The organism is Paenibacillus sp. F024, from assembly GCF_057814255.1.
In genome coordinates this window covers 29,207-50,309 of record NZ_JBVASZ010000022.1, presented here as the reverse complement: position 1 = coordinate 50,309, position 21,103 = coordinate 29,207, and the positions used below count along the sequence as shown (strand labels likewise).

Below are 21,103 nucleotides of genomic sequence, written 5' to 3'. Positions count from 1 at the left end.
CCTTACTCAAAAATATGGGAAGACATCGGGCGGACTTCCGGGTCAATGGTTACTTTAAAATCGATATAAGGTAAAATTTCCTTCTCTATATCGATTCCCGGCGCGAATTCGGTAAGCACCAACCCGTCTTCTCCTAATCGAAATACGGCTCTCTCCGTAATGTACAAAGGCGCTTGCCCTTTTTCTCTGGCGGCATGGGCATTGAACGTCAAATGCTCCACCTGCGGGATAAACTTTTTATGTCTTCCTTCCTTCAAGATGTTCAGCTTCCCGTCACGAATTTGGATTTCCAATCCCCCGCTTGTGAGCGTGCCGCAAAACAATATTTTCTTTGTACGGTGAACGATATCGATAAAACCGCCGGAACCGCGGAAAATGCCGTTAAACTTGCTGACGTTCACATTGCCGGCTCCGTCAATTTGCGCGAAACCAAGCAGACTGGCCGATAAGCTTCCGCTGTGATAATAATCAAAAGCCTGCGGGGAAGTCAGTATAGCCGTGGGATTGATGTGGGCTCCGAACACCTCTTCACCCATCGGAATCCCGCCGACTGCGCCGTGCTCCAAAGAAAACGTAACCTGATCGAAAAATTGTTCTTCTATTAGTAATTGCGGCAGAGAAACCGGAATACCCACCCCAAGATTGACGACGGAACCAGAAGCCAATTCTTCTGTGGCCCTGCGCAAAATAATCTTCTTGGTATCCAAGGGAAGCGGCTCGGCAATGTCATCGATCGGAGCTCTGACTTCTCCCGTCCAGCTCGGATTATAATCGAGCAGACTTTGCTTTTGCTCAGGATCGATGACGACGGCATCGACTAAAATACCAGGAACGGCAATCGAACGCGGGTGCATCGTGCCTTTGGCCGTAAGCCTCTTAGCCTGAACGATGACGTAGCCCCCATTCGCCTTGGCCGCCATGGCCATCTCCAGTCCGGCCAACGTTACCGGTTCATGCTCCAATGATACGTTGCCGTCCTCATCTGCCGTCGTTCCGCGGATGATCGCAGCATGGATCGGCTGCGGACGGTAATAAAGATACTCTTCTCCGGCCACCTGAATCACCTCATTCAGGTTCTCCGTCGTTCTTTCGTTCAGCCTCCCCCCTTCCATCCGGGGATCCACATAGGTTTGCAGTCCGACCTGCGTGAACATGCCTTTGTTGCCGCCGGCCATGCTGCGGATCAGATGGAATAACGTCCCCATGGAAAAGCTGTATGCCTCAATTTGATTGCTTCGAATCATTTCGGTAATCCTAGGACTTTCCTTGACATTGAAGCTGCCGCTGATCAGCCTTTTTAGCATTCCGGGCTTTGCCAAATGATCCAATCCCGTCGTTCGCTCTTTATCCCAGCCGACCCGAACAGGGGTAATGACCGTCAGATTGGAAGGACTGCCGCAGGAATCAAACCGATGACTCAGGGCCGAGATCATTTTCTCCGGACAAAGAATCGAAATCAGGCCCCCGATGGCAATCGTCGAATCATTGGGGATGTTCGCTGCGGCTTCTTCGGCCGTCATGACTTTAGAACGGCTCGCAGAGCTTTTTTGGCTTGCAGACATGTTTTCCTCCCCCCTCCTTCTTTTTAGATATCATACTTGCGCAGGTCGAATAAATCAGCCGTGAGCATTCCTTGCTTCAATTGCTCGATGACCTGTTTTTCAAACTCGACCTTCTCTTGAGCCGCCCGTACAATCTCTTCCAACCGTTCTGAGGGAACAACGGCTACTCCGCTTGCATCGGCTAGAATAATATCTCCCGGACGGACAATCGTACCTCCTGCAACGATCGGAGCATTCAGCTTGCCTTTATTTTTCTTCTCCGCTTTTTTGATCGATACCGAATGGGTGAATACCGGGAATCCGAGATCGATAATTTGTTCAATATCCCGGACACTGCCGTCGATAACGAGCCCTTTAATGTTACGTTCCATAGCTGCAATCGTTAAAATTTCTCCCCAATAGCCCGCTTCATAGTGTTGATTCGTTGTCGCAACCAGTACATCTCCCGGATTGGCTTGGGCAACTGCCAGGTGCAGCATCAAGTTATCACCGGGGTGGCACTTTATGGTCAGGGCCGGACCGCATAATTTGAATTGACGATCCAGAGGCTTAATGTTTGCCGTCATGGCGTGTTCATTGCCCGCCAAACAATCGGAAACAATCGCCGCATCAAATTGTGCCAATTGTTCGATTAACGAAGTCGTGCTTTGATCTATCATTCTGCCATCTCCCCATGAGATTGATTTCTACTTTCGCTGATCGAATTTTTTCTCGAGTACGGTTGCGGCAAGCATAGTCTTGTGAACCTGCAGCGTTCCACCGGCAATCGAAGCCGCCCGAACACAACGGTAGTACCATTCCAGCGGATATTCCCTTGAAAAACCGTATCCTCCATGCAGCTGGAGGCAATCATCCGTAATTTTTTTCGCGGCTTCGGCCACATAGACTTTGGCAATGCTTACCGACGTCTTATCGATTTTACTGTCAAGGACTTCAGCAGCCGCTTTATAGAGCAAGGTTCGGGCCGCTTCCAGCTGCAGGTACATGTCGGCAATCATCCACTGCACACCCTGAAACTCGCAAATCTCTTTGCCAAACTGCTTGCGTTCTTTCACGTACTGGCAGGTACGATCGAATGCTGCTTGGGTAATGCCCAGCGTTTGGGCCGCATATCCGAGACGAACGCCGTTATACACGCCCATTAAGGCTTTAAATGCATTTTTGGTAACCAATACGTTTTCTTTTGGAACGAGCGCCTCATCAAAATACAGTGCGGTTTGGAATTCACCGCTCATATTCTCCTCAGCGACGCCTACGGAAAATCCTGGCGTACCGCGTTCCACCAGAATGGCTCCGATATCGGACGGATTGCCCGAATTGCCGAACCGGGCGTAGACGACAAACGCATTCGCAAGATGCCCTTCGCTGACAAAGATTTTCGAGCCGTTCAGCTTGTAATAATCGCCGCTTTCCACAGCCGTCGTTTTCAGATCGGTCGCCGCACTCCCCGCATCCGGCTCACTCATACCTAAAGCGACATAGTATTTACCTGCTGCAATTTTCGGTAAATATTTACTCTTCTGCTCCGGAGTCCCCAGATGATTAATAAAATTGGCGATACCGGGACCTGTGTGGTACACCATCCGCCCGCTGGTGGGACATACCTTGCACAGCTCCTCGATCATCAGCATGGCACTGAACAAGTCCAGATTCATCCCACCGTACTCTTCAGGTAAAGTAACGCCCAGAAATCCGTGCTCGGAAAGCATCTCCGCGTTTATCCAGAAATCCTCGCCCTCCAGCCAATGCTTCGCCGGGGTCAGCTTGCGCGAAGCAAAGTCCCGCGCAACCGACTGCCATTCGAGCTGCTCTGCTGTTAATTCGTAGCCCATAGATCAACTCTCCCAAAAAATAGTAAATGTGTGACTCATCTTCCGAATCTATTTTGAGCTTGAATAAACGACTTTGAGTGCCGTTAAGAAATCCTTTCCGGTTGAACCGATGGAGTACGGGCCGACGGCGGAATGCTTAAGTCCCCCAAAGGGAACATGCGATTCGCTGATCGTTCCATTATTAATGTGAATCATACCGGTTTCGATTTCCTCCACAGCCTGCTCCGCATACGGCATATGATGCGTAAAGCAGGACACCGCCAGCCCGTATTCACTGTTATTGGCCACTTGAATGGCTTCCTCAAAGCTGTCAACCGGGATCACGACCAGAACGGGACCAAAGATTTCTTCCTGGGCAATTCTCATGTCCGGCGTTACATTCGTAAAAACCGTCGGCTCATAATAGTAGCCTCCGCTCACGCCGGCCGGCTTCTTGCCCCCGGCTGCCAAAGTTGCGCCCTCCTCCAGTCCGATACGCACATATTGTTCCACCGTATCCAATTGGTCCTGGCTGACCAGCGGCCCCATATTCACTTTGTCGGATATGCCGCCCCCTATGACATAATGGGCAAGCTTTTCTGTTAACGCCAGAGTGACCTCTTCGGCCCTGGATCTTTGTACGACGATCCGGCTGATCGAGGTGCACCGCTGTCCGCTTGCCGCGAAGGCTGCGGCCAGGATCTGATCGACGGCTCCATTCACATCCGGATAGTCGTAAATAATGCCGGCATTCTTGCCCCCCATCTCCAGCTGCACTTCTATGAGACGTTCCGCAGCCAGCTTGTAGATCCCTGAACCGACAGCCGTTGATCCGGTAAAGGTAACCCCTTTGACCAGCGGGTGCGAGACGAGCGTATTGCCGACGCTTCGGCCTGAACCGACAATCAGGTTCAGAACACCTGCGGGAAGTCCCGCTTCTTCGAACAATTCAATGATTTTCGCACCCATAGCCGCCGTAACCGTTGCCGGCTTAAAGACAACGGCATTTCCGGCAGCCAGTGCCGGAACGATTTTACGAAGCGGGGTAACCAAAGGAAAGTTCCAAGGAGAAATGGCAGCAATGACACCCTTGGGAACGCGGATCGTCCTGACTTGAATCCCCGGACGTTCGCTTGGAAGCGTCTCTCCCGTCAGACGAAGCGCTTCCCCGGCGGAATATCGCGCCTCATTGATCGCTTTCGTAATTTCACCTTGGGCTTCCTTGATTGGCTTTCCCATTTCCCGGGTAAGCAGCTCGGCCACTTCCTGCCTTCTTTTTTCCAGTACATCGATAAATTTGTAGATCGTCTCCGCTCTTTTCGTGGCGGGTACTTTAGACCAGCTTTGGAAGGCCATGTGTGCCGACTCCACAGCTTGAATCGTTTCTTCCTTCGTTGAATTGGTTATTATGGCAACGATTTGATCCGTATGCGCAGGGTTTTCTCTCTGGATGGTTTCTCCGCTCTCGGATGCTACCCAACGTCCACCGATATAATTTTTAACTTGTATAGCGGTTTGCTGTGCGTTTCCCATTGTGGATTCCCCTTATCTGATTTTTTCAAGCATTTTCCGCAAGTCGGCCGTCGTACAATCCTTTGGATTGGCACTCGTCATTCCTGATTCAAACGCTTCCTTAGCGATCACATCCAATTCTTCATCGGAGGGATGCAGACTAAGAGCGGTTAAGGTCGTAGGGATTTCCAAATCTTGAATCAACTGTTCAACAGCAGTAATGGAACGTTCTGCAGCCTCGCGTAAGCTTAAGCCTTCCACATTCTCGCCAAGCGCGATTGCAATATCTCTGAACTTTTCGTAATTGGTGCTTACGTTGTATCTCATAACGACCGGAAGCAGCAAGGAATTGGCTAAACCGTGCGCAACTCCCAAACGTCCTCCGAGCGGATGAGAAATTGCGTGAACCGCTGCTATTCTTCCCCAAATGAATGCTGCACCGGCAATCGTAGACGCGAGCATCATATGCGATGCGGCGTTCAGGTCCACCCTGCGTGCTACGAATGGGCGCAGGTGCCGCCCGATCAACCGGATAGCATACAGTCCGAACGCTTCGGTGATCGGCTGTGCCTGATTAGAGGTATATGATTCAATGGCATGGCTTAACGCATCCATACCTGTAATCGCTGCAACACCTCTTGGCACGGTAGTCAATAATTGAGGATCAAGAATAGCCGCTTTTGCATGCAGGTTTTGACTTAAAATTCCCATTTTATAATGGCGTTTATTATCTTTTAGTACCGTGGCATGCGTCACTTCTGAACCGGTGCCTGCCGTTGTCGGAATGGTGATGATCTCAGGACCCTTGTTTGGAATCTTGTCTTTTCCTTCATATTGAGTCAGATCTCCGGAATTTGCGACGGCAACGGAAACCCCTTTGGCCGTATCGATCGAGCTCCCCCCACCCATACCGATGAGCGCATCGCAACCGTTTTCGATGTACAGATTTTTCACATGCTGTACGATCTCAACCGTAGGATCCGGCTCCACATCAGTGAATGTGAAGAATTCAATTCCCGCACTGCTGAGCAAGCTTTCCACACGCTTCAAATTACCGGATTGCACGATCCCTTTATCCGTACAAATTAATACTTTTTTGTAATTGTACTTACGGATGATACTCGGCAGCTCGTTAATTTTATTAACACCGTAGTAAATTTGAGTATGCAGACCAAATTCGAAGGAATCCATCACGAGATTCATCAGTTCACGACCTTTTGTTTATTTTTATCGATTATCGATAATCTATAATGTGTTTATCATATCAAAACTACGGCTGTCCGTAAAGATGATTTTTTGCTGTATTTTTCAAATTAATGCGCTCCCAAATAGGCTTTCTGAATCTCGTCAAGCAGCTTAGAAGCATCATCGTTAGCGACGATTCTACCTGCCTCTAACACATATCCACGGTGAGAGATGGCCAAGCTTTGTCTCGCATTCTGTTCCACCAATAGCACAGTCGTGCCGCTTTGGTTAATGGTCTTAATGGCTTGAAACATATGCTGCACGATAACCGGAGCCAGCCCAAGCGACGGCTCATCCAGCATCAGCAGTTTGGGCTTTGCCATCAGTCCTCTTCCGATCGCACACATCTGCTGCTGTCCTCCGGAAAGCGACCATCCCAGACGATCCATTAGCGGGATGAGATCGGGAAAGATTTGGACAACCTCCTCGATATCCTGATTTACTTTGTTCATAGGAATCTTCCTGCTTGTCGCTCCTAAGATTAAGTTCTCCTTTACGGTCAGCCCGGGGAAAATTTTTCTTCCCTCCGGCACATGAATCAGTCCCTGGCGAACAATTTCCTCAGGTGCGATATGATCAATCTTTTGGCCCATAAATTCGATCGTTCCTGTTTTCGGACGAATCAGTCCCGAGATCGTTTTGAGCGTAGTGGATTTACCGGCTCCGTTCATGCCGAGCAGAGCCACGATTTCTCCTTCCTTGATCTCAAGAGAAACATTGCGGAGAGCGACAATCTCACCATATCTTGTTTCGATCCCGTTAAGCCTCAGCACGCACAAATTCCTCCCCGAGATAAGCTTTGATCACTTCCGGATCATTCAATACCTGCTCTACGGATCCTTCACTGATTTTTTTACCAAAATCCAATACCGTAATATAATCCGCCACTTGGGTTACTAAATGCATGTCGTGTTCAATCAGCAGCATCGTGATGCCGAGCTCGTTCATTCGCTTGATCAGCTTGATCAGCTCTTGCGTTTCCTCCGGATTCATCCCCGCCGCCGGTTCATCCAACAGAAGCAAATCCGGCTCCGTTGCCAGAGCTCTGGCAATCTCGACCAGCCTTTGTTGTCCGTATGAGAGATTCTTCACTTTCTCAAAAAAGTTTTCAAATCCCACAAAAGCGAGTGCTTCTTCCGCTCTGGCCCTGATTTTTCTTTCTTCCTCCCGAGTTGATTTGGAATTGAACATCACGTTCAACAAATTCGCTTTGGTTCTGGTATGCTGTCCGATCATAACGTTATCGATAACGGAAAGCTCGGGAAATAAGCGGATATTTTGAAACGTTCTTGCAGCTCCCATTTGCACAATAATGTGCGGCTTGTGATTGGTGATGTCTTTATCGCGATATTGGATACGTCCTTCGGTTGCTGTGTAAATCCCGCTTAATACATTGATCACGGTCGTTTTTCCTGAGCCGTTCGGTCCGATCAGAACATGGATATCGCCTTTTTTCACCTTGAAATCCACACCGTCGACCGCCTTAACGCCGCCAAAATGCTTCTTCAGGCCTTTCACCTCAAAAATGACCTGATCTTCCTTCGACGGATTTACGGCATTGGCTTCCTCCAGATAAGTCAGGTGCTTTCCTTCGACAAACTTGATTCCGCCGGACTTCTCCTGCGTGCCGCCGTGGCCTTTCTTTTTGATCACCTTATCATAAAGACCGCTTGCCACTCCCCAAATCCCGTTGGGCAGGAAAATCAGGAACACGATAATCAAACCGCCATAAATCGCCAAATAAAATTCCTTGAAAGACCTCAGCCACTCCGGCAGCCAGGTTAGCAGTATAGTGCCTACCAGCGCGCCGATAATGGAATCCGCTCCTCCGGTAATCAGCATGGCGAAAAACGTGACCGACTGTTCAAAAATAAATACATCCGGACTGATATACCCGTAACCCGATGCATACAAGGAACCCCCGATCCCGCCCAAGGTGGAACAAACGGCAAATGCCAGCATTTTCGTTTTGAACAGATCGACGCCTGCGACCGATGCCGCAAGTTCATCTTCCCGCAGCGCGAATAGAGCCCGCCCCAGTCTTGAATTTTTCAACCGGTACACGAAGAAGATACACACCAATAAAATAGCCAAGCAGAACCAGTAGAAAAACTTTGCATCTTCTATACCGAATGGACGCGGAATGCCGCTTACTCCATCCGCACCGCCGGTAACCCCTTTCCAGTTATGAAGGACAAGCTGAATGATGATTTGAAAGCCTATTGTAACTAACGCCAGGTAGTGGGTGACCAGTCGAAGCGAGATCGCCCCCAAGAATAAGCCCGTCACGATCGGAATTACTAAAGCCAATACGACCCCGACCCAATAAGGCAACCCGAACAGCACCGTCGTCGAAGCCAGAGAATAGGCGCCCAATCCGAAAAACGCCGCTTGCGCCAGCGAGATTTGTCCCGCATATCCCATCCCTACCGTAAGACCCAGAGTAGCGAAGCAAAATACGGTGGTTCTCAGAATTTCCGTCATATAGTAGTTGCCCAGGCGTCCCCCAGGCAGTAAAAACGGGAGGATAAAGGCCAGAACGACAAGCAATAAACCCGCAACGATAAAAACAGGCTGAGTCGGCTTTAAGCTTTTTAATTCTTTGTCCATGCTCTTGCCGCCTTGGATCGTTTGGGTTTGTATAGTTTTGGTTTGCATAGAAACACTCCCTACTATGGAATGGCATCAGGGTATTATGCTTTTGTTCCGACTTTTTCTCCGAAGATCCCATAGGGTCTGAAGACCAGGAAAAGAATCAGGAACAAGAACGCAAAGCCGTCTTTATATGGTCCGGAAATATAGGCCGCAGCAAAGGTTTCGGCCACCCCAATCATCAAGCCGCCGATAATGGCTCCTTTGACATCGCCTAATCCGCCGACGATCGCAGCAGCAAAAGCCTTCAAGCCGATGATCGCTCCCATCGTATGGCTGATCATAAACACCGGGGCAACGAGAATGCCTGCCGCTCCCCCCAATGCCGCACTATAGATGAAGGTCAGCGCTTGCATATAGGAAACCTTGATCCCCATCAGCTTCGCGGTATTCGGGTCCTGTGCGGTAGCCTGCATCATTTTGCCCAGTCGTGTTTTTTCAAATAATAAATACTGCAGAATCAACAGAATAATTGCACAGCAAAGTATAGCCAAGTATTGAACGGAAACGACGATATCTCCGATATTGATCGTATCCCTGGCAAAAAGAGGCGGCAGCTTCAGCGGTACCGCACCATAACCGAGCAGGAAAATGTTTTGGAGGATCATGGAAGCTCCGAGCGTACTGATCATGACCGCCAAAAACGCTTTATTACGCTTGGCGAAAGGCCGGTATACGGAAAGCTGAAACAAATACCCGATGACACCGACGATAAGCGTTCCCAGAATCAATCCTACCCATATCGGCAAATTGAGCGAGACCACAAGAGTAAAAGCGATAAACGCCCCCATCATAGTAAACTCGCCTTGAGCAAAGTTGACCACATTCACGGAGACATAGATCAAAACAAATCCCAATGCCACAAGCGCATAAATGCTTCCTATCGCCATCCCGCTGACCAGAAGCTGTAGGGGCATATTCAACAGTTCCATACACTTCCCCTTCCTCATGTACGGTTGAATTCGGCAGCACGGACGGCCTGCCGAATTCAACCTTCTGAATTACTTTATTTTACGGTAACAATTTGACCCTTCACGACTTGAACGACCGTGTAGGAGTGCAGGCCATCCCCGTTCTGGTCAAAGTTATACTCCCCTTCGACCCCTTTATGTCCCTTAACGGCTAAAATACCTTCGCGAATCTGATCGGGAGAGGTCCCCTTTTCCGCCATAACTTTGGCTAACACATGCAGGGCATCATATACCCAGCCCGAAAATAGGTCCGGCGCATCCGTATATTGCTTTTTGAAGTTTTCAACGAACTTTTTGGTCTCCTCGGTTTGATCAAGCGCAAAATCGTTCACGCCGTAAATACCGTCCAATTTGTCGCCGGCCAATTTGATGGTTGTCGTCTGGGCACCCGCTGCGGAAGAAACAAATTCAGCATTAATGCCAAGCTGTCTCATCTGTACCACCAATTGGGCCACATCCGCGGAAGCCGTCATAAAGCCGTTGATCACATCCGCGCCGGACTTCCGGATATTTTCAAGCACCGGAGTAAAGTCCTTGGTATTTGCCGTATAGCCTTCAACAAGTACCGGCGTAATTCCCTTGTTCTTATATTCGGTGATGAGCATGTCTTTGCCGGCTGTACCGAAAGCATCGGTATCATAAACAATAGCGACATTCTTTTTGCCTAATTTGCCTGTGGAAAAATCCGCAATGGTCTTGGCGGAATAAGCGTCGCTTGGTCTGAAGCGGAAAAACCATTTATTCTTCAAATCGGTGGTCAGACTGACATTCGTTCCTCCGATCATGACGGGAATGCCGGTTTTTTTGGTGATTTCATTAATGGAAAGTGCATTGGTGCTCGTAATCGGACCGATGACCGCTACGATATCCGGATCGGCTATTAACTTTTGAAAAGCAGAAACCGTACCGTCGTTCGAACCGCGGTCATCCTCAATTACCAGCTCAATCTTTTTGCCTTTTACACCGCCGGCTCCGTTAATCTCGTCTAACGCAATTTGAGCGCCGCGTTTTTTAAACTCGCCGGTGAGTGCAGATTTACCTGTCAGGTCGGCAACCATACCGATTTTTATAACTCCGCCTTGACCACCGGATGCATTGCCTCCGTTATTATCCCCGCTGCTGCTTCCACATGCAGATACAATAATCATACTTGCCGCCAAACACATGCCCAGTATTGCGCGAATCGATTTTTTCAATGGTTACACCCCTTCTGACCTCACATAATTTTAATCATCCGTCACCGACATGTTTTTACATCAAACCTTATGTAGGATATGTTAAAATACAAACCACCACCTTTTGTTAAGCGCTTTCAAAAAGAGTTTTATAGATTATCGATTAACGATATTATCAATATATTCTGACTTCAATTTTTTGTCAATTGTTTTTTCAGGGTAAACGGAGCCCTATTTTTCTTTCAAATATTCCCTTTTCAGCGAAACTGTGCTTTAATAAAGTAAGGACAAAGGAATGCGGCGTGATGCGACCGCAGCCTTTTTTTATTTGAATTCAACATGGGAGATGCCTCATCAGTGAACAAAAACAAATGGATATATCTCATATTGGCCTTGGTCGTCATGTTTTGGGGACTCAATGTCGTAATGATCAAATATTTGGCGGAGACAGTTCCGCCCTTTCTTCTGTCTGCCATCCGAATCCCGCTTGCGGGTATATTTTTAATTCCGTTTGTGTGGCATAAATACGGCTGGTATCGCCCGACTCCCAAGCAGTGGCTGCTGCTGGTGATTATCGGAACCACCTCCATATTCTTTCATCAAATCTTTCTTACTTTCGGTCTTTTGGCCACAACCGCAACGAACGCATCGCTCATTCTCGGGTTGAATCCGCTCACGACCGCTCTTCTTGCAGCGATATTTGCAGGCGAGAAAATGAATTTTCGGCTGCTTCTTGGGATTGCGGCCGGTTTTACAGGCGTTCTGATTGTTCTTCTTTTTGGATCTGCAGGTTCTTCTCTCTCGGTATCCGGACATGGTGACCTGATCATGTTCATCTCCATGCTCGCTTATGTTATCGGCGTGTTATTTATAAAAGTACTGGCTGCCACGAATATGCCTATTCTTGTCATCACTACGTACTCAACGCTTATTGGCGGAGTCATGCTGAATGTGTGCGCCTTTATCCAATACGGGACGTCCGCACATGAATACGTCCAGTTTTCGGCTATGGGCTGGTTTGTTCTGCTGCTATCTTCCTGGGTGGCCACTTCCCTTGGTTCGCTGGGCTGGAATCACGGGATCAAAATGATCGGCGCTAATAAAACAGCTATGTTTATTAACGGGATGCCCTTTGCCAGCATGATTTGCGCCGTCCTGTTTCTGAGCGAGCAGATCCACTGGATTCATGGGCTCGCCTTCGTGCTGACCACTTTGGGCATCGTCATTGGAACCTACCACCCCAAAGGATCATCCGTCCCGCAGACCAGCGCCGCTATGACTCCCCCGGGGTCAACAAAAAGCAGTGTATAGATGAAATGAACCGCCCCCTACCGGTTAATCCTGTCTAACACCAGCGTGGGGCGGTTCATTTTACGTTACTATAGAGCGTAATGATTGTCATGAGGATCGACGTCTAAACTGGCCTCAAAAATAGGCTTTCCTTCCTTGGATTCCCCTCTAAAATAAATGGTTCTTCCTTCGCACTGAGCCGACCTTAACACCAGCATTTCGTCCCCGATTCGCGCTTCACGATGATATGTAATCCGAAAATTTCGCAGAGAGAGCTGGTGTATTTCTTCTTCGCGAAGAGCATCCAAACAAATATCTGCGTATTTGGCGTTGTTTAAATGTCCGTTAGCATCGATTCCACTGTAGCGCACCTGCATCCGGTAAGCCTCGTTAAGCGGCACCTCCGGCGGAACCTGCACTTTCTCGGGCACATCGCCTACAGATTCCTCCGCGTGAACATCCAGCTCATACGGAAACGCTGAAGGACGAAGGATTTTTCTCTTTGCCACATCGACAAGGGCCCATACGGATCTGGCTTGTAAAATCAAGCTTCCATCCGCAGCATGCACACGGTAATCCCGTAACCATAACACCCCTTTTGTTCCCCTGTTCCAGGTTTGAATGGAAATGGTGTCCAAGATCCGGGGCATCCGCTTGAACTCGATGTCTAAGGTAATCAGCATCCAGCCCATGCCGCTGTCCTTCATCTCCTGCCAAGGCACTCCCATAACCTCCACATGGGCATCTGCCGCTCTTTGCATTAAAGCCAATAAAGAGGACAAACGACATTGGGCCCTGAAGTCGGTATAATCCGAAGTGATCTTATAATCATCCTTCCACAAGCCCCGCATGATCCGACCTTCCTTTCTCCCAAGCTAGCACAAACGATTCGTATCGACGGTTTTCCGGAAATGAATCCAGTTTGCCGAAGTATCTTTCAATGGCAAAAATCTGGGACTGGTGCGCTCTTAGCGCATCAGCCTTCATGGGCCACTGTTTTTCCGTATTTACAACTATCGAGGGCTTGTGACCCTGCTCCATTAACGTATTGGACATGGAATAATAAAGCTTGCCCACTGACGGACATCTTCCGCTTAATACCGCGGACGTTGTCATTTTGGATATGGTCATATGATCCGGGTGGAAGTTTCCGCCATCTCCCGGAAAGGTGAACAGCATTGATGGTTCGTATTTATTCACGAAGCTGACTATACCGTCAATAAATAGGTTTTCGTCCACGGTATTCGTTTTGCCGTCGGGAAACCCTAAATGCTCAACGATGGACAATCCCAGAATTTCCGCAGCCTTCTCCATTTCTTTGACCCTGACCTTGGCCAACTCCTCATTGCTTAAATGGCTTACGTGCCCGTTCTTTTTACCGGCATCCCCTTTCGTGGCAAGCAGAAGAACCGGACGATGCCCTTGATCCGCCAGCTGTCTGATCAGACAAGCGCTCAAAAACGTTTCATCGTCCGGATGAGCATATATAAACCCTACGGTTTGAGTCATTTTATCAGCCTCCTTACTTTATTATAGTCAAATCGGAAGATGAAGTCATGCTGACAAAAAATCCGCCCTGCGCTAAAGATATGCCAAAGCCATCTCTTTAAAAGCAGGGCGGATCATATACTTATGTCCGTTTCCTAAATATAATGAAAAGCCGCAGCTTATTTCGAAAAATAAGGCGCCCTCTTAAGGAAAATGCTTTCGATCTTTTCTACGATCGGGCCGTCTTTCTCCGAGTCGCTTTTGACCTTCTGCCATTCGGGATCGCTCTGGAAGGCCTTAAATGCCTCCTCGCGCGCTTCCATATCCGCAAATTCCAAGACATAATAAAGCCGATTGTGCTCTGCGTCGATATCCTCCCAAAAATCGGCAACCTTCATCCCGTGCTTGGCGAAGATACCCAGAGTGTGATTGGAGAACCGATCGTTGATCGCCTGCATTCTTCCCGGATGAATATGATAAATACGCAGCTCATAAAGCATATAACATTTCTCCTCTCAATATTGAGTCAGGCAAATCATGTTGTCTTCACGCTATGAGGCTTGGTTCGGATTTACCTTACTTGTTTCATTATAGACGACTTTGTCCGCTACGCAAACAACTGAACATTATCGAAAACTGGATGCCGTGCTTTAAACAAATTTGCCGTCCCTGAAATCCTCATAGGCTTGTCGGATCTGCTCCTGAGTGTTCATGACGAACGGGCCGTAGGCGACGACAGGCTCGTTCAGCGGTTGTCCTGCATACAGTAAAGCACGGAGCTTGGTTACAGCTGTAATCTCGACCTCGCTTTTCCGGTTGTTCTCCGCTGAACCAAGCCATAAGACCTGGCCCTCACCGGCTCTCGTGCGTTCCCGTCCGAACACCCCTTCACCTTCCAAGATATATAAAAACCCGTTGTAGGAGCCGGGCAAATCCTGCTTTACGGTTGCTTCCGCTTCTACCTTCAATTCCACCATAGTGATGGGCACAACGTTTTTTGTAGATGACGCTATACCGCCTGAGGAGCCCGAGAATACGCGGATCGTCGATCCTTTCTCCACCCGCAATGGCATATCCGCGCTCCGGAGATTCTGGTAGCGCGGCTCCATCATTTTATCCCCGCTGGGCAAATTCACCCACAGCTGGAGGGAGTGAACGGTTTCTCCCACGGCAGGATCCTCCTTATGAATCACACCCCGTCCGGCCGTCATCCACTGTGCGTCGCCGGGGAGCAGTTCATCCGTATCGGCGGTTTTGTTGTCGTAATGTTCAAGCCTTCCTTTCATCACATAGGTCACGGTTTCGATCCCCCTGTGAGGATGCACGTCGAAAGAGCCTCTTTGAAACCAGTCTTCGGCAAGCATAAGGAACGGATCAAATTCTTCCCAATGACCCGGCTCCAGAATAAAGCTGTTCTGATGAGTCGAGCTGATCCGGTTTTTCTTCGCAGTCCAAACTCGTCGAATATCTCGTTGAAATACGTGACCATTATCGTTCATGGATGGATGCCTCCTTTTTTGTCAACATAATCTGCTGATCGAAAGCTAGTTGTTATGAATTATTATAAATATATAACTTACTTTTATCAAGTAACTGAAGAAACTATATACTTATTCCATCGAATAAATCGTGCTTTGATTTCTTCCCCTTCGTTTGGATTGGTATAACGCCATGTCCGCAGCAGATACCAGCTCTTTTAAAGACCGGCCATGCAAAGGATAAGTGGCTATTCCCGAGGAAAACGTAATATATTCACCCGTAGGACTTTTCTTTGACATTAGAGTCGTCCTGAGCCGCTCTCCGATGCATTTTACTTCAGACATGCTTCCGTAAGAAACCAGGATGGCAAACTCCTCTCCTCCGTAACGGAAGCACAAATCCCCTTCCCTGCACAACTCAAGCATCGTCTGTGACAAGAACTGCAGCACTTCATCTCCGGTTAAATGGCCATACGCATCATTAACTTGTTTGAAATGATCTATATCCAGCAGCATCATGGTGAAAGGGGTCCCTTCAGAGATCCATTCATTCACAACCAAATCGAATGTTCTGCGGTTGGCCAGACCGGTTAGCCCATCCGTTTGGATCTCAATATTTAAATCTCTGATATGACTCTTTATTTTCTTCATGGCTGTCATCGTACCCCGATGAAGATGCTGAACTTCATAAATTCCCGATCTCATATGGAGTATAGGTTCGGGGATCTCACCTTTACGAAAGCCGAATTCCTTTGAGAATCTTGCCAGTGTATGCAGCGGCTTGGCAATTCGGTAAGCGACTACCCAGGCAGCCAATAATATGAGAATAAAAAACGGAAGCGCCTGGTAGATCATTTGCATCAACAGCTCCTGCGTTGGTTGTTTAATGACAGACACAGGTGTTTGGGTGAAAATTCCCCATCCGCTCAGCGGCTCGTAGGCATATCCTGCGAAAAAAGGCCTGCCTTGAATGTTTATGATTTGCTCATAGCCGCTCTGACCTGCCAAAGCCTTTTGAATCGTCGGATTGTCACTCACGTTCTCGTCTAACCGGCTTGGATCGGGATGAAAGAGCAGACGCCCGGATTGGTCTACGACATAAGCATATGAACCGTTATTAAAATAATGGTCATTCAATAATTGGCTCAACGCATTCTTTTCATCCAAATAAATCGTTCCGCCCACGTAACCTAAATAGGTTCCGGAATGATTAGATATAGGAACCGTGATTAAAATCATCAGGTGTCCTGTAGCCCCGCGATAAGGCTCAGAGATCATAGGACGTTTTAGTTCATTCGCTTTTTTCGAGGCTTCTGATTTAAGCTGATAGCCTTGCGTGATTCCGGGTGACACCGGACTAAAAGCTTGAACCACCCCGTTAACATCAGCAATGACCATCGTATTAAATAAATCCCTTCGGGATTCCATAAACAGATCCAATTCATCCTGCAGCTCGCCGATCGGTTGAAGGTCCGCTTTGCCGGCCAGTACTTTCATGCTGTCCTGCATGGATTCCAGCATGTTTTGCGTAGTTAAGGAGAGCTTTTTCGCATAATGGTAATTGCTGATCAGATAACTGGAGCTCAAAGATTCCCTGATCACTTGAAGCGCCGAAAAAGCACTTGTGATGATGGTTAGCAGGACAGCCAAAATGACTAAGGTACTGATAATAAATCGCAGAGTCATTCCTTTTTTAAGAAACATTTCTATCCATCCTCTGATTTAGGTATGAATTGAAAAACATAATCATTTTACCATCTTTCTGCACATGAAACATGGTTTTCTGCATTCATATAGAACATGATATTTCGGGACAATGATAATATCGGACGGTTTTGCCATGGCTATTCATGTGCGGCAGCTGCAGCCATAAAAAGAAGAAGCCCAATGGGGCAGCAGGCCATTGGGCTTCTTCTTTTTTATTATGAAAATGCTAGAATCTTCTTCTTCCCATAATAAACGTTTTTCTCATTTTTTTTACGGCCGTCGGAACCTGTTTTTTAGCTTGTTCCATCTGGCTATTACATAGCGGACAGCTCGGAGCAGCTTCCGTTACATATTCATCACGGATCCAGGCATTACATTCACTATCTTTACACTTCCAAATCTGGATTTCCTTCATTTCTTGTGTCTGTGCCTCAGAAGTCGACGTTGCCATACTTAAGATTAACCACCTTCCTCAAAAATGCTGACTATCTATTATCATATACATAGAGATAAAAATGCAAGTTTATTTTACAAGTGCAATAAGAATAGGCAGAACTATAAAGGAGGCAAGGGTCGTCCATAAAATACACTTCGAAACAAACTTGGGTGATGCGTTAAATCTCTCCGCCAAAATGACCGCATTGACGGCGACGGGCATCGAAGCCAGAAGAAACAAAACGGAAAATAAGATCCCTTCAATATTCAGGACATACAAAGCAATGCAGGCCATAAGCGGAGCCGCACACAATCGTACGACCATCCCCACCCTGAACGCAGTCTCCAGCCTGCGATCCAGCTCAGTGCTTTTCACGCTTACCATTTGAGCCCCTAAGATAACCAAGACCACCGGAGAATAAGCGGCAGCGACCAGCGATACTCCTTTTTCAATTCCAGCCGGCAAATGGATGTCCAGCATCCGGAGCAGGACAGCCAAAATCGCTGCATAAATGGAAGGGAGCGAAAATACGGATTTTACCGCATTTTTCGCAGAAAACCGGGAACGGGCAGCAAAATAAACACCTATGGTATTCACGATGATCATTTGAATAATGACGTAAATCGATGCTTTTTCCAAACCTAGCGCTCCAAAGGCCAGCAATACAAGCGGAAGACCGTAATTCACGGCATTCGTTAATGTGGAAACCAAAGTTAGCCCCGCAATTTCAGGAGAAGACCATTTCAACATTTTGCCTAAGCCATTGGCAACCGTCCACATCAGCAGCAGATAGAGAATGCAAAAAGCCAGTGTCTTGTATATGTCGTCAAAAGAAAGATCAGCACGGTTCAATGTGTCTAAAATCAGGGCTGGACTTAAAAAATATAAATACAGAGTCAATAAAGGCTTCGTGTCCAAATTTCTGTAGCGTCCAAGCAGCGCTCCCACAATGACAGGGATCGAAAGCGGCACAATGACTTGAAACAAGGTGGATATAACCGTCTGAAACATGCCGGGATTCCTCTCTATAAGTTCAATTTCTTCTCAATATAATCCCAATAAAAACCATTCGTCTAAGATTAATATTCAATAAACCTAATAGCCGCATCCTATTAAGTAATTTATGAAGCTATCTACGATTGAAGACAGGCGGCTGCAAAACCTAGAAGAATAAACATTTCATCTATAGAACACATTATATTCATTAAACAAACGAATGGAGGTTAAGGTTATGAACAAATTTCGAGCCAGTGAGATTGCAGCGTCGCCTGTAATGGCTAATGTCACCTATCAGGGGGTTCCCATTTATATACAGCATGTAGACGAGCAGAATGAAACGGCCAGAATTTATCCTCTCGACCAGCCTGAAAACGAACAACATGTGCCTTTAGACCTTTTAATAGAGCACGAAGAATAAAACCTCTTGAAGGGAAAAGAAGCCTTCGGATTGTCCGCCGGCTTCTTCCCTGTGTTTATTGCGCCAAAGGCAGGTTGATTTGTACCGTAGTCCCTTTTCCCAATTCGCTGTAGAAATTGATGGTCCCTCCCATCGTTTCGATCAAGCGGCGCGTAACCACCACGCCCAATCCTGTTCCCTTCTCCTTCGTCGAATAAAAGGGATTACCAAGACGCTCCAGCTTGTCTCTGCTCATTCCTTCTCCCTCGTCACAAACGACGATAACAGCCATATTAGCCCGGCTAAATGTCTTAACCCGGACTTCTCCGCCCTCCGGCATGGCCTCGATCGCATTCTTCACAATATTCAAAAGAGCTTGTTTGAATTTGTCCTTCTCACCCCGAATCCAAAGATTCGGTTCACTCTGTTCCTTTAATTCCACGGCATACATTAATCCGAACGAATACATGATATTCAGGACATTTTGCAGCGTTGCCGTTACTTCAAAGACCTCCAGCTTATCCCGATGAGGCTTGGCGAAATTCAAATAGTCGTTAATGATACCTTCAGCTCTTTGGAGCTCCGCCAGTGCCAAGCTTAAATACCCTTGAACCTTTGGATCAACCGATGGCTTGGATAATTGAAGGAATCCCTTAACCACGGTCAGCGGGTTGCGAACCTCATGGGCGATGGAAGCGGCCATTTCGCTGATTAAACTTAATTTTTCAGCGTTTTGCACTTCTCCCCTTAATACAAAATTTTCATATACCGATTCCGTCAAATAAATGGCGATAACCATCGTCAGCGTTGAGAACAAGGCCGTCCCTAAAAGCAGCTCCCAGCTGTAAAAATCATGAAGCTCTTCCTTTAGGCCTAGTCGATTCAGACTAAAATAAATCAGGCCGATCACAAGCATATAGGCATACAGGCTCAACCCCGCGCCCCATATTATTTTTTGGTGCCGATTCGAAATCAGATATCTCCTTCTAAAGAAAAACACTGCAGCAGACATTAAAAAAATCACAATGAGCGCATTAAAAAATCCATCGCCTCCTAAATAAAAGCGATAGACCATGATCATTAAAACAGTAATTGCATATCCTCGTAATCCCGTATATAAAATGACAATTATAAACAAAATCCAACGCATATCTAAAAAAAATCCATCGGAAATATACAAGGGGTACGTCATACACAATATTCCGGAAACGCCTCCGAGAAATCCCATTGCATACTGCCTTACTCTAAAGTCGCCAACGTAAAACTTATCCAGGAAAATAAACTGGTAAGTGAAAATAGGAAATAAGACAAACAAAAAATGCAAAAGACCAATCACGTACAAACCCCACCCTAGACCATCATTTGCCATTCAACAACGGTTCACAGTATATCATAAACATATTTAAGAAATGTTAAAGCCAGGTTAGATTAATATTTTGAAGTGAGTGCGCCCCACCCCATCCGGCTTAACACTACATATTCATTCCACATTTGGAGAAAGTAGTAGTAATAAACTTAATGGGAGGCACCAAGATGGCTTTCAATACTCCGCAGCGGGTCGCCGAATTAAGCGTTGAAGCGGGCCAGAGAAAAGTGAATTTACCTCTTTCAACGGTACTCACTCTAGGATTTTTAGCGGGCGCGTTTATTGCTTTAGGTTTCTTGCTGGATATCCGCGTAAGCGGTAATGTTCCTAAGGAATGGGGAAGCTTTGCCGTTTTTTTGGGAGCGACGGTTTTTCCGTTGGGGCTGATTCTTATTATTATTGGCGGCGGAGAGCTGCTGACCGGTAACATGATGTCCGGGACCATGGCCATGCTGGCCGGGAAAATATCGACAGCCGATCTTTTGAAAAACTGGTTTTGGATTAGCATCAGCAATTTTGTCGGGGCGGTTTTTGTAGCCTATTTTTTTGGACATGTCGTCGGATTGACGGCGGAGGGAGCATTTTTGGCCAAAACGGTGGCCATAGCTGAAGCTAAATTCCACGAACCCTTCATCCAAGCGCTGATCTCAGGCATCGGCTGCAACTGGCTGGTCGGATTGGCTGTATGGCTTTCTTATACCGCCGACGATATCGCCGGAAAAATTCTGGCCATCTGGTTTCCGATCATGGCTTTTGTAGCTTCGGGCTTTCAGCACGTCGTAGCCAATATGTTTATTATTCCAGCAGCGATTTTTGAAGGATACGCCAGTTGGGGAGATTGGCTAATGAATTTCATTCCTGTATTCCTCGGAAATGCCGTTGGCGGAACGATTTTTGTTTCCGGCCTGTACTGGGCAGCCTATATTCGAACCACCCATACAAAGCCCCGGCAATAAAATAAGCATAGTCAAGCTGCACAACGGCTCTTTGACTATGCTTAAGTTTATCTAGGGG

At 47.4% G+C, this 21,103-nt stretch carries 20 protein-coding genes; 3 read left to right on the top strand and 17 right to left on the bottom strand.

The annotated features are described in order from the left end of the window. Positions 1-2: 2 nt before the first annotated feature. The 9 genes from ACZYR9_RS19785 to ACZYR9_RS19745 form a co-directional block, all read right to left on the bottom strand. Entirely contained in the window at positions 3-1,562 is a 1,560-nt protein-coding gene (locus tag ACZYR9_RS19785; protein WP_488980189.1) for an acyl CoA:acetate/3-ketoacid CoA transferase, read from the bottom strand. Positions 1,563-1,585: 23 nt separating this feature from the next. Beyond that, positions 1,586-2,221, bottom strand: a complete 636-nt coding sequence (locus ACZYR9_RS19780) for a 4-carboxy-4-hydroxy-2-oxoadipate aldolase/oxaloacetate decarboxylase (RefSeq protein ID WP_488980188.1) — start codon at positions 2,219-2,221, stop codon at positions 1,586-1,588. A gap of 27 nt (positions 2,222-2,248) precedes the next feature. Then, positions 2,249-3,394, bottom strand: a complete 1,146-nt coding sequence (locus ACZYR9_RS19775; protein WP_488980187.1) for an acyl-CoA dehydrogenase family protein — start codon at positions 3,392-3,394, stop codon at positions 2,249-2,251. A 48-nt stretch (positions 3,395-3,442) separates the two neighbouring features. Beyond that, positions 3,443-4,906, bottom strand: coding sequence for an aldehyde dehydrogenase family protein (locus ACZYR9_RS19770; protein WP_488980186.1), 1,464 nt, complete (start codon positions 4,904-4,906; stop codon positions 3,443-3,445). Positions 4,907-4,918: 12 nt separating this feature from the next. Next, complete coding sequence (locus ACZYR9_RS19765; protein WP_488980185.1) at positions 4,919-6,088, bottom strand: iron-containing alcohol dehydrogenase; 1,170 nt, start codon at positions 6,086-6,088, stop codon at positions 4,919-4,921. Positions 6,089-6,198: 110 nt separating this feature from the next. Continuing rightward, the gene (locus ACZYR9_RS19760; protein ID WP_488980184.1) at positions 6,199-6,903 is read right to left on the bottom strand and encodes an ABC transporter ATP-binding protein; all 705 of its coding nucleotides are present in this window, start codon (positions 6,901-6,903) and stop codon (positions 6,199-6,201) included. Continuing rightward, positions 6,890-8,788: a branched-chain amino acid ABC transporter ATP-binding protein/permease gene (locus tag ACZYR9_RS19755; protein WP_488980183.1), complete on the bottom strand. Its 1,899-nt coding sequence runs from the start codon at positions 8,786-8,788 to the stop codon at positions 6,890-6,892. Before ACZYR9_RS19755 ends, ACZYR9_RS19760 begins: the two co-directional genes overlap by 14 nt. A 35-nt stretch (positions 8,789-8,823) precedes the next feature. After that, positions 8,824-9,714, bottom strand: a complete 891-nt coding sequence (locus ACZYR9_RS19750) for a branched-chain amino acid ABC transporter permease (RefSeq protein WP_488980182.1) — start codon at positions 9,712-9,714, stop codon at positions 8,824-8,826. Positions 9,715-9,788: 74 nt separating this feature from the next. Beyond that, a complete protein-coding gene (locus ACZYR9_RS19745; RefSeq protein WP_488980181.1) occupies positions 9,789-10,949 on the bottom strand; it encodes an ABC transporter substrate-binding protein in 1,161 nt (386 codons plus the stop codon). Positions 10,950-11,285: 336 nt separating this feature from the next. Here ACZYR9_RS19745 and ACZYR9_RS19740 point away from each other — a divergent pair, with 336 nt between their 5' ends. After that, positions 11,286-12,239: a DMT family transporter gene (locus ACZYR9_RS19740; protein ID WP_488980180.1), complete on the top strand. Its 954-nt coding sequence runs from the start codon at positions 11,286-11,288 to the stop codon at positions 12,237-12,239. A 68-nt stretch (positions 12,240-12,307) separates the two neighbouring features. On the opposite strand, the gene ACZYR9_RS19735 is transcribed toward ACZYR9_RS19740, so the two are convergent. The 7 genes from ACZYR9_RS19735 to ACZYR9_RS19705 form a co-directional block, all read right to left on the bottom strand. After that, complete coding sequence (locus tag ACZYR9_RS19735; protein ID WP_488980179.1) at positions 12,308-13,069, bottom strand: acyl-[acyl-carrier-protein] thioesterase; 762 nt, start codon at positions 13,067-13,069, stop codon at positions 12,308-12,310. Then, entirely contained in the window at positions 13,047-13,727 is a 681-nt protein-coding gene (locus ACZYR9_RS19730; RefSeq protein ID WP_488980178.1) for a PIG-L deacetylase family protein, read from the bottom strand. Before ACZYR9_RS19730 ends, ACZYR9_RS19735 begins: the two co-directional genes overlap by 23 nt. A 158-nt stretch (positions 13,728-13,885) precedes the next feature. Continuing rightward, on the bottom strand, positions 13,886-14,206 hold the full coding sequence (locus tag ACZYR9_RS19725; RefSeq protein WP_488980177.1) for an NIPSNAP family protein: 321 nt from the start codon (positions 14,204-14,206) through the stop codon (positions 13,886-13,888). A 150-nt stretch (positions 14,207-14,356) separates the two neighbouring features. Then, positions 14,357-15,205 carry a pirin family protein gene (locus tag ACZYR9_RS19720; RefSeq protein WP_488980176.1) on the bottom strand — a complete coding sequence of 283 codons (849 nt, stop codon included), beginning with the start codon at positions 15,203-15,205 and terminating at the stop codon, positions 14,357-14,359. Between the two features lie 111 nt (positions 15,206-15,316). After that, complete coding sequence (locus ACZYR9_RS19715; protein ID WP_488980175.1) at positions 15,317-16,888, bottom strand: sensor domain-containing diguanylate cyclase; 1,572 nt, start codon at positions 16,886-16,888, stop codon at positions 15,317-15,319. 229 nt (positions 16,889-17,117) lie between these two features. Continuing rightward, positions 17,118-17,342, bottom strand: coding sequence for a cold-inducible protein YdjO-related protein (locus ACZYR9_RS19710; RefSeq protein ID WP_488980174.1), 225 nt, complete (start codon positions 17,340-17,342; stop codon positions 17,118-17,120). 72 nt (positions 17,343-17,414) lie between these two features. Next, entirely contained in the window at positions 17,415-18,338 is a 924-nt protein-coding gene (locus tag ACZYR9_RS19705) for an AEC family transporter (RefSeq protein WP_488980173.1), read from the bottom strand. A gap of 220 nt (positions 18,339-18,558) precedes the next feature. On the opposite strand from ACZYR9_RS19705, the gene ACZYR9_RS19700 reads away from it, so the two are divergent. Continuing rightward, positions 18,559-18,744, top strand: coding sequence for a small acid-soluble spore protein H (locus ACZYR9_RS19700; protein ID WP_488980172.1), 186 nt, complete (start codon positions 18,559-18,561; stop codon positions 18,742-18,744). A 55-nt stretch (positions 18,745-18,799) separates the two neighbouring features. Here ACZYR9_RS19700 and ACZYR9_RS19695 read toward each other — a convergent pair whose 3' ends face one another. Continuing rightward, positions 18,800-19,657 (bottom strand): ATP-binding protein, encoded by an 858-nt coding sequence (locus ACZYR9_RS19695; RefSeq protein WP_488980171.1) that lies wholly within the window; start codon positions 19,655-19,657, stop codon positions 18,800-18,802. Between the two features lie 599 nt (positions 19,658-20,256). Here ACZYR9_RS19695 and ACZYR9_RS19690 point away from each other — a divergent pair. After that, the gene (locus ACZYR9_RS19690; RefSeq protein ID WP_488980170.1) at positions 20,257-21,045 is read left to right on the top strand and encodes a formate/nitrite transporter family protein; all 789 of its coding nucleotides are present in this window, start codon (positions 20,257-20,259) and stop codon (positions 21,043-21,045) included. Positions 21,046-21,103 lie beyond the last annotated feature (58 nt).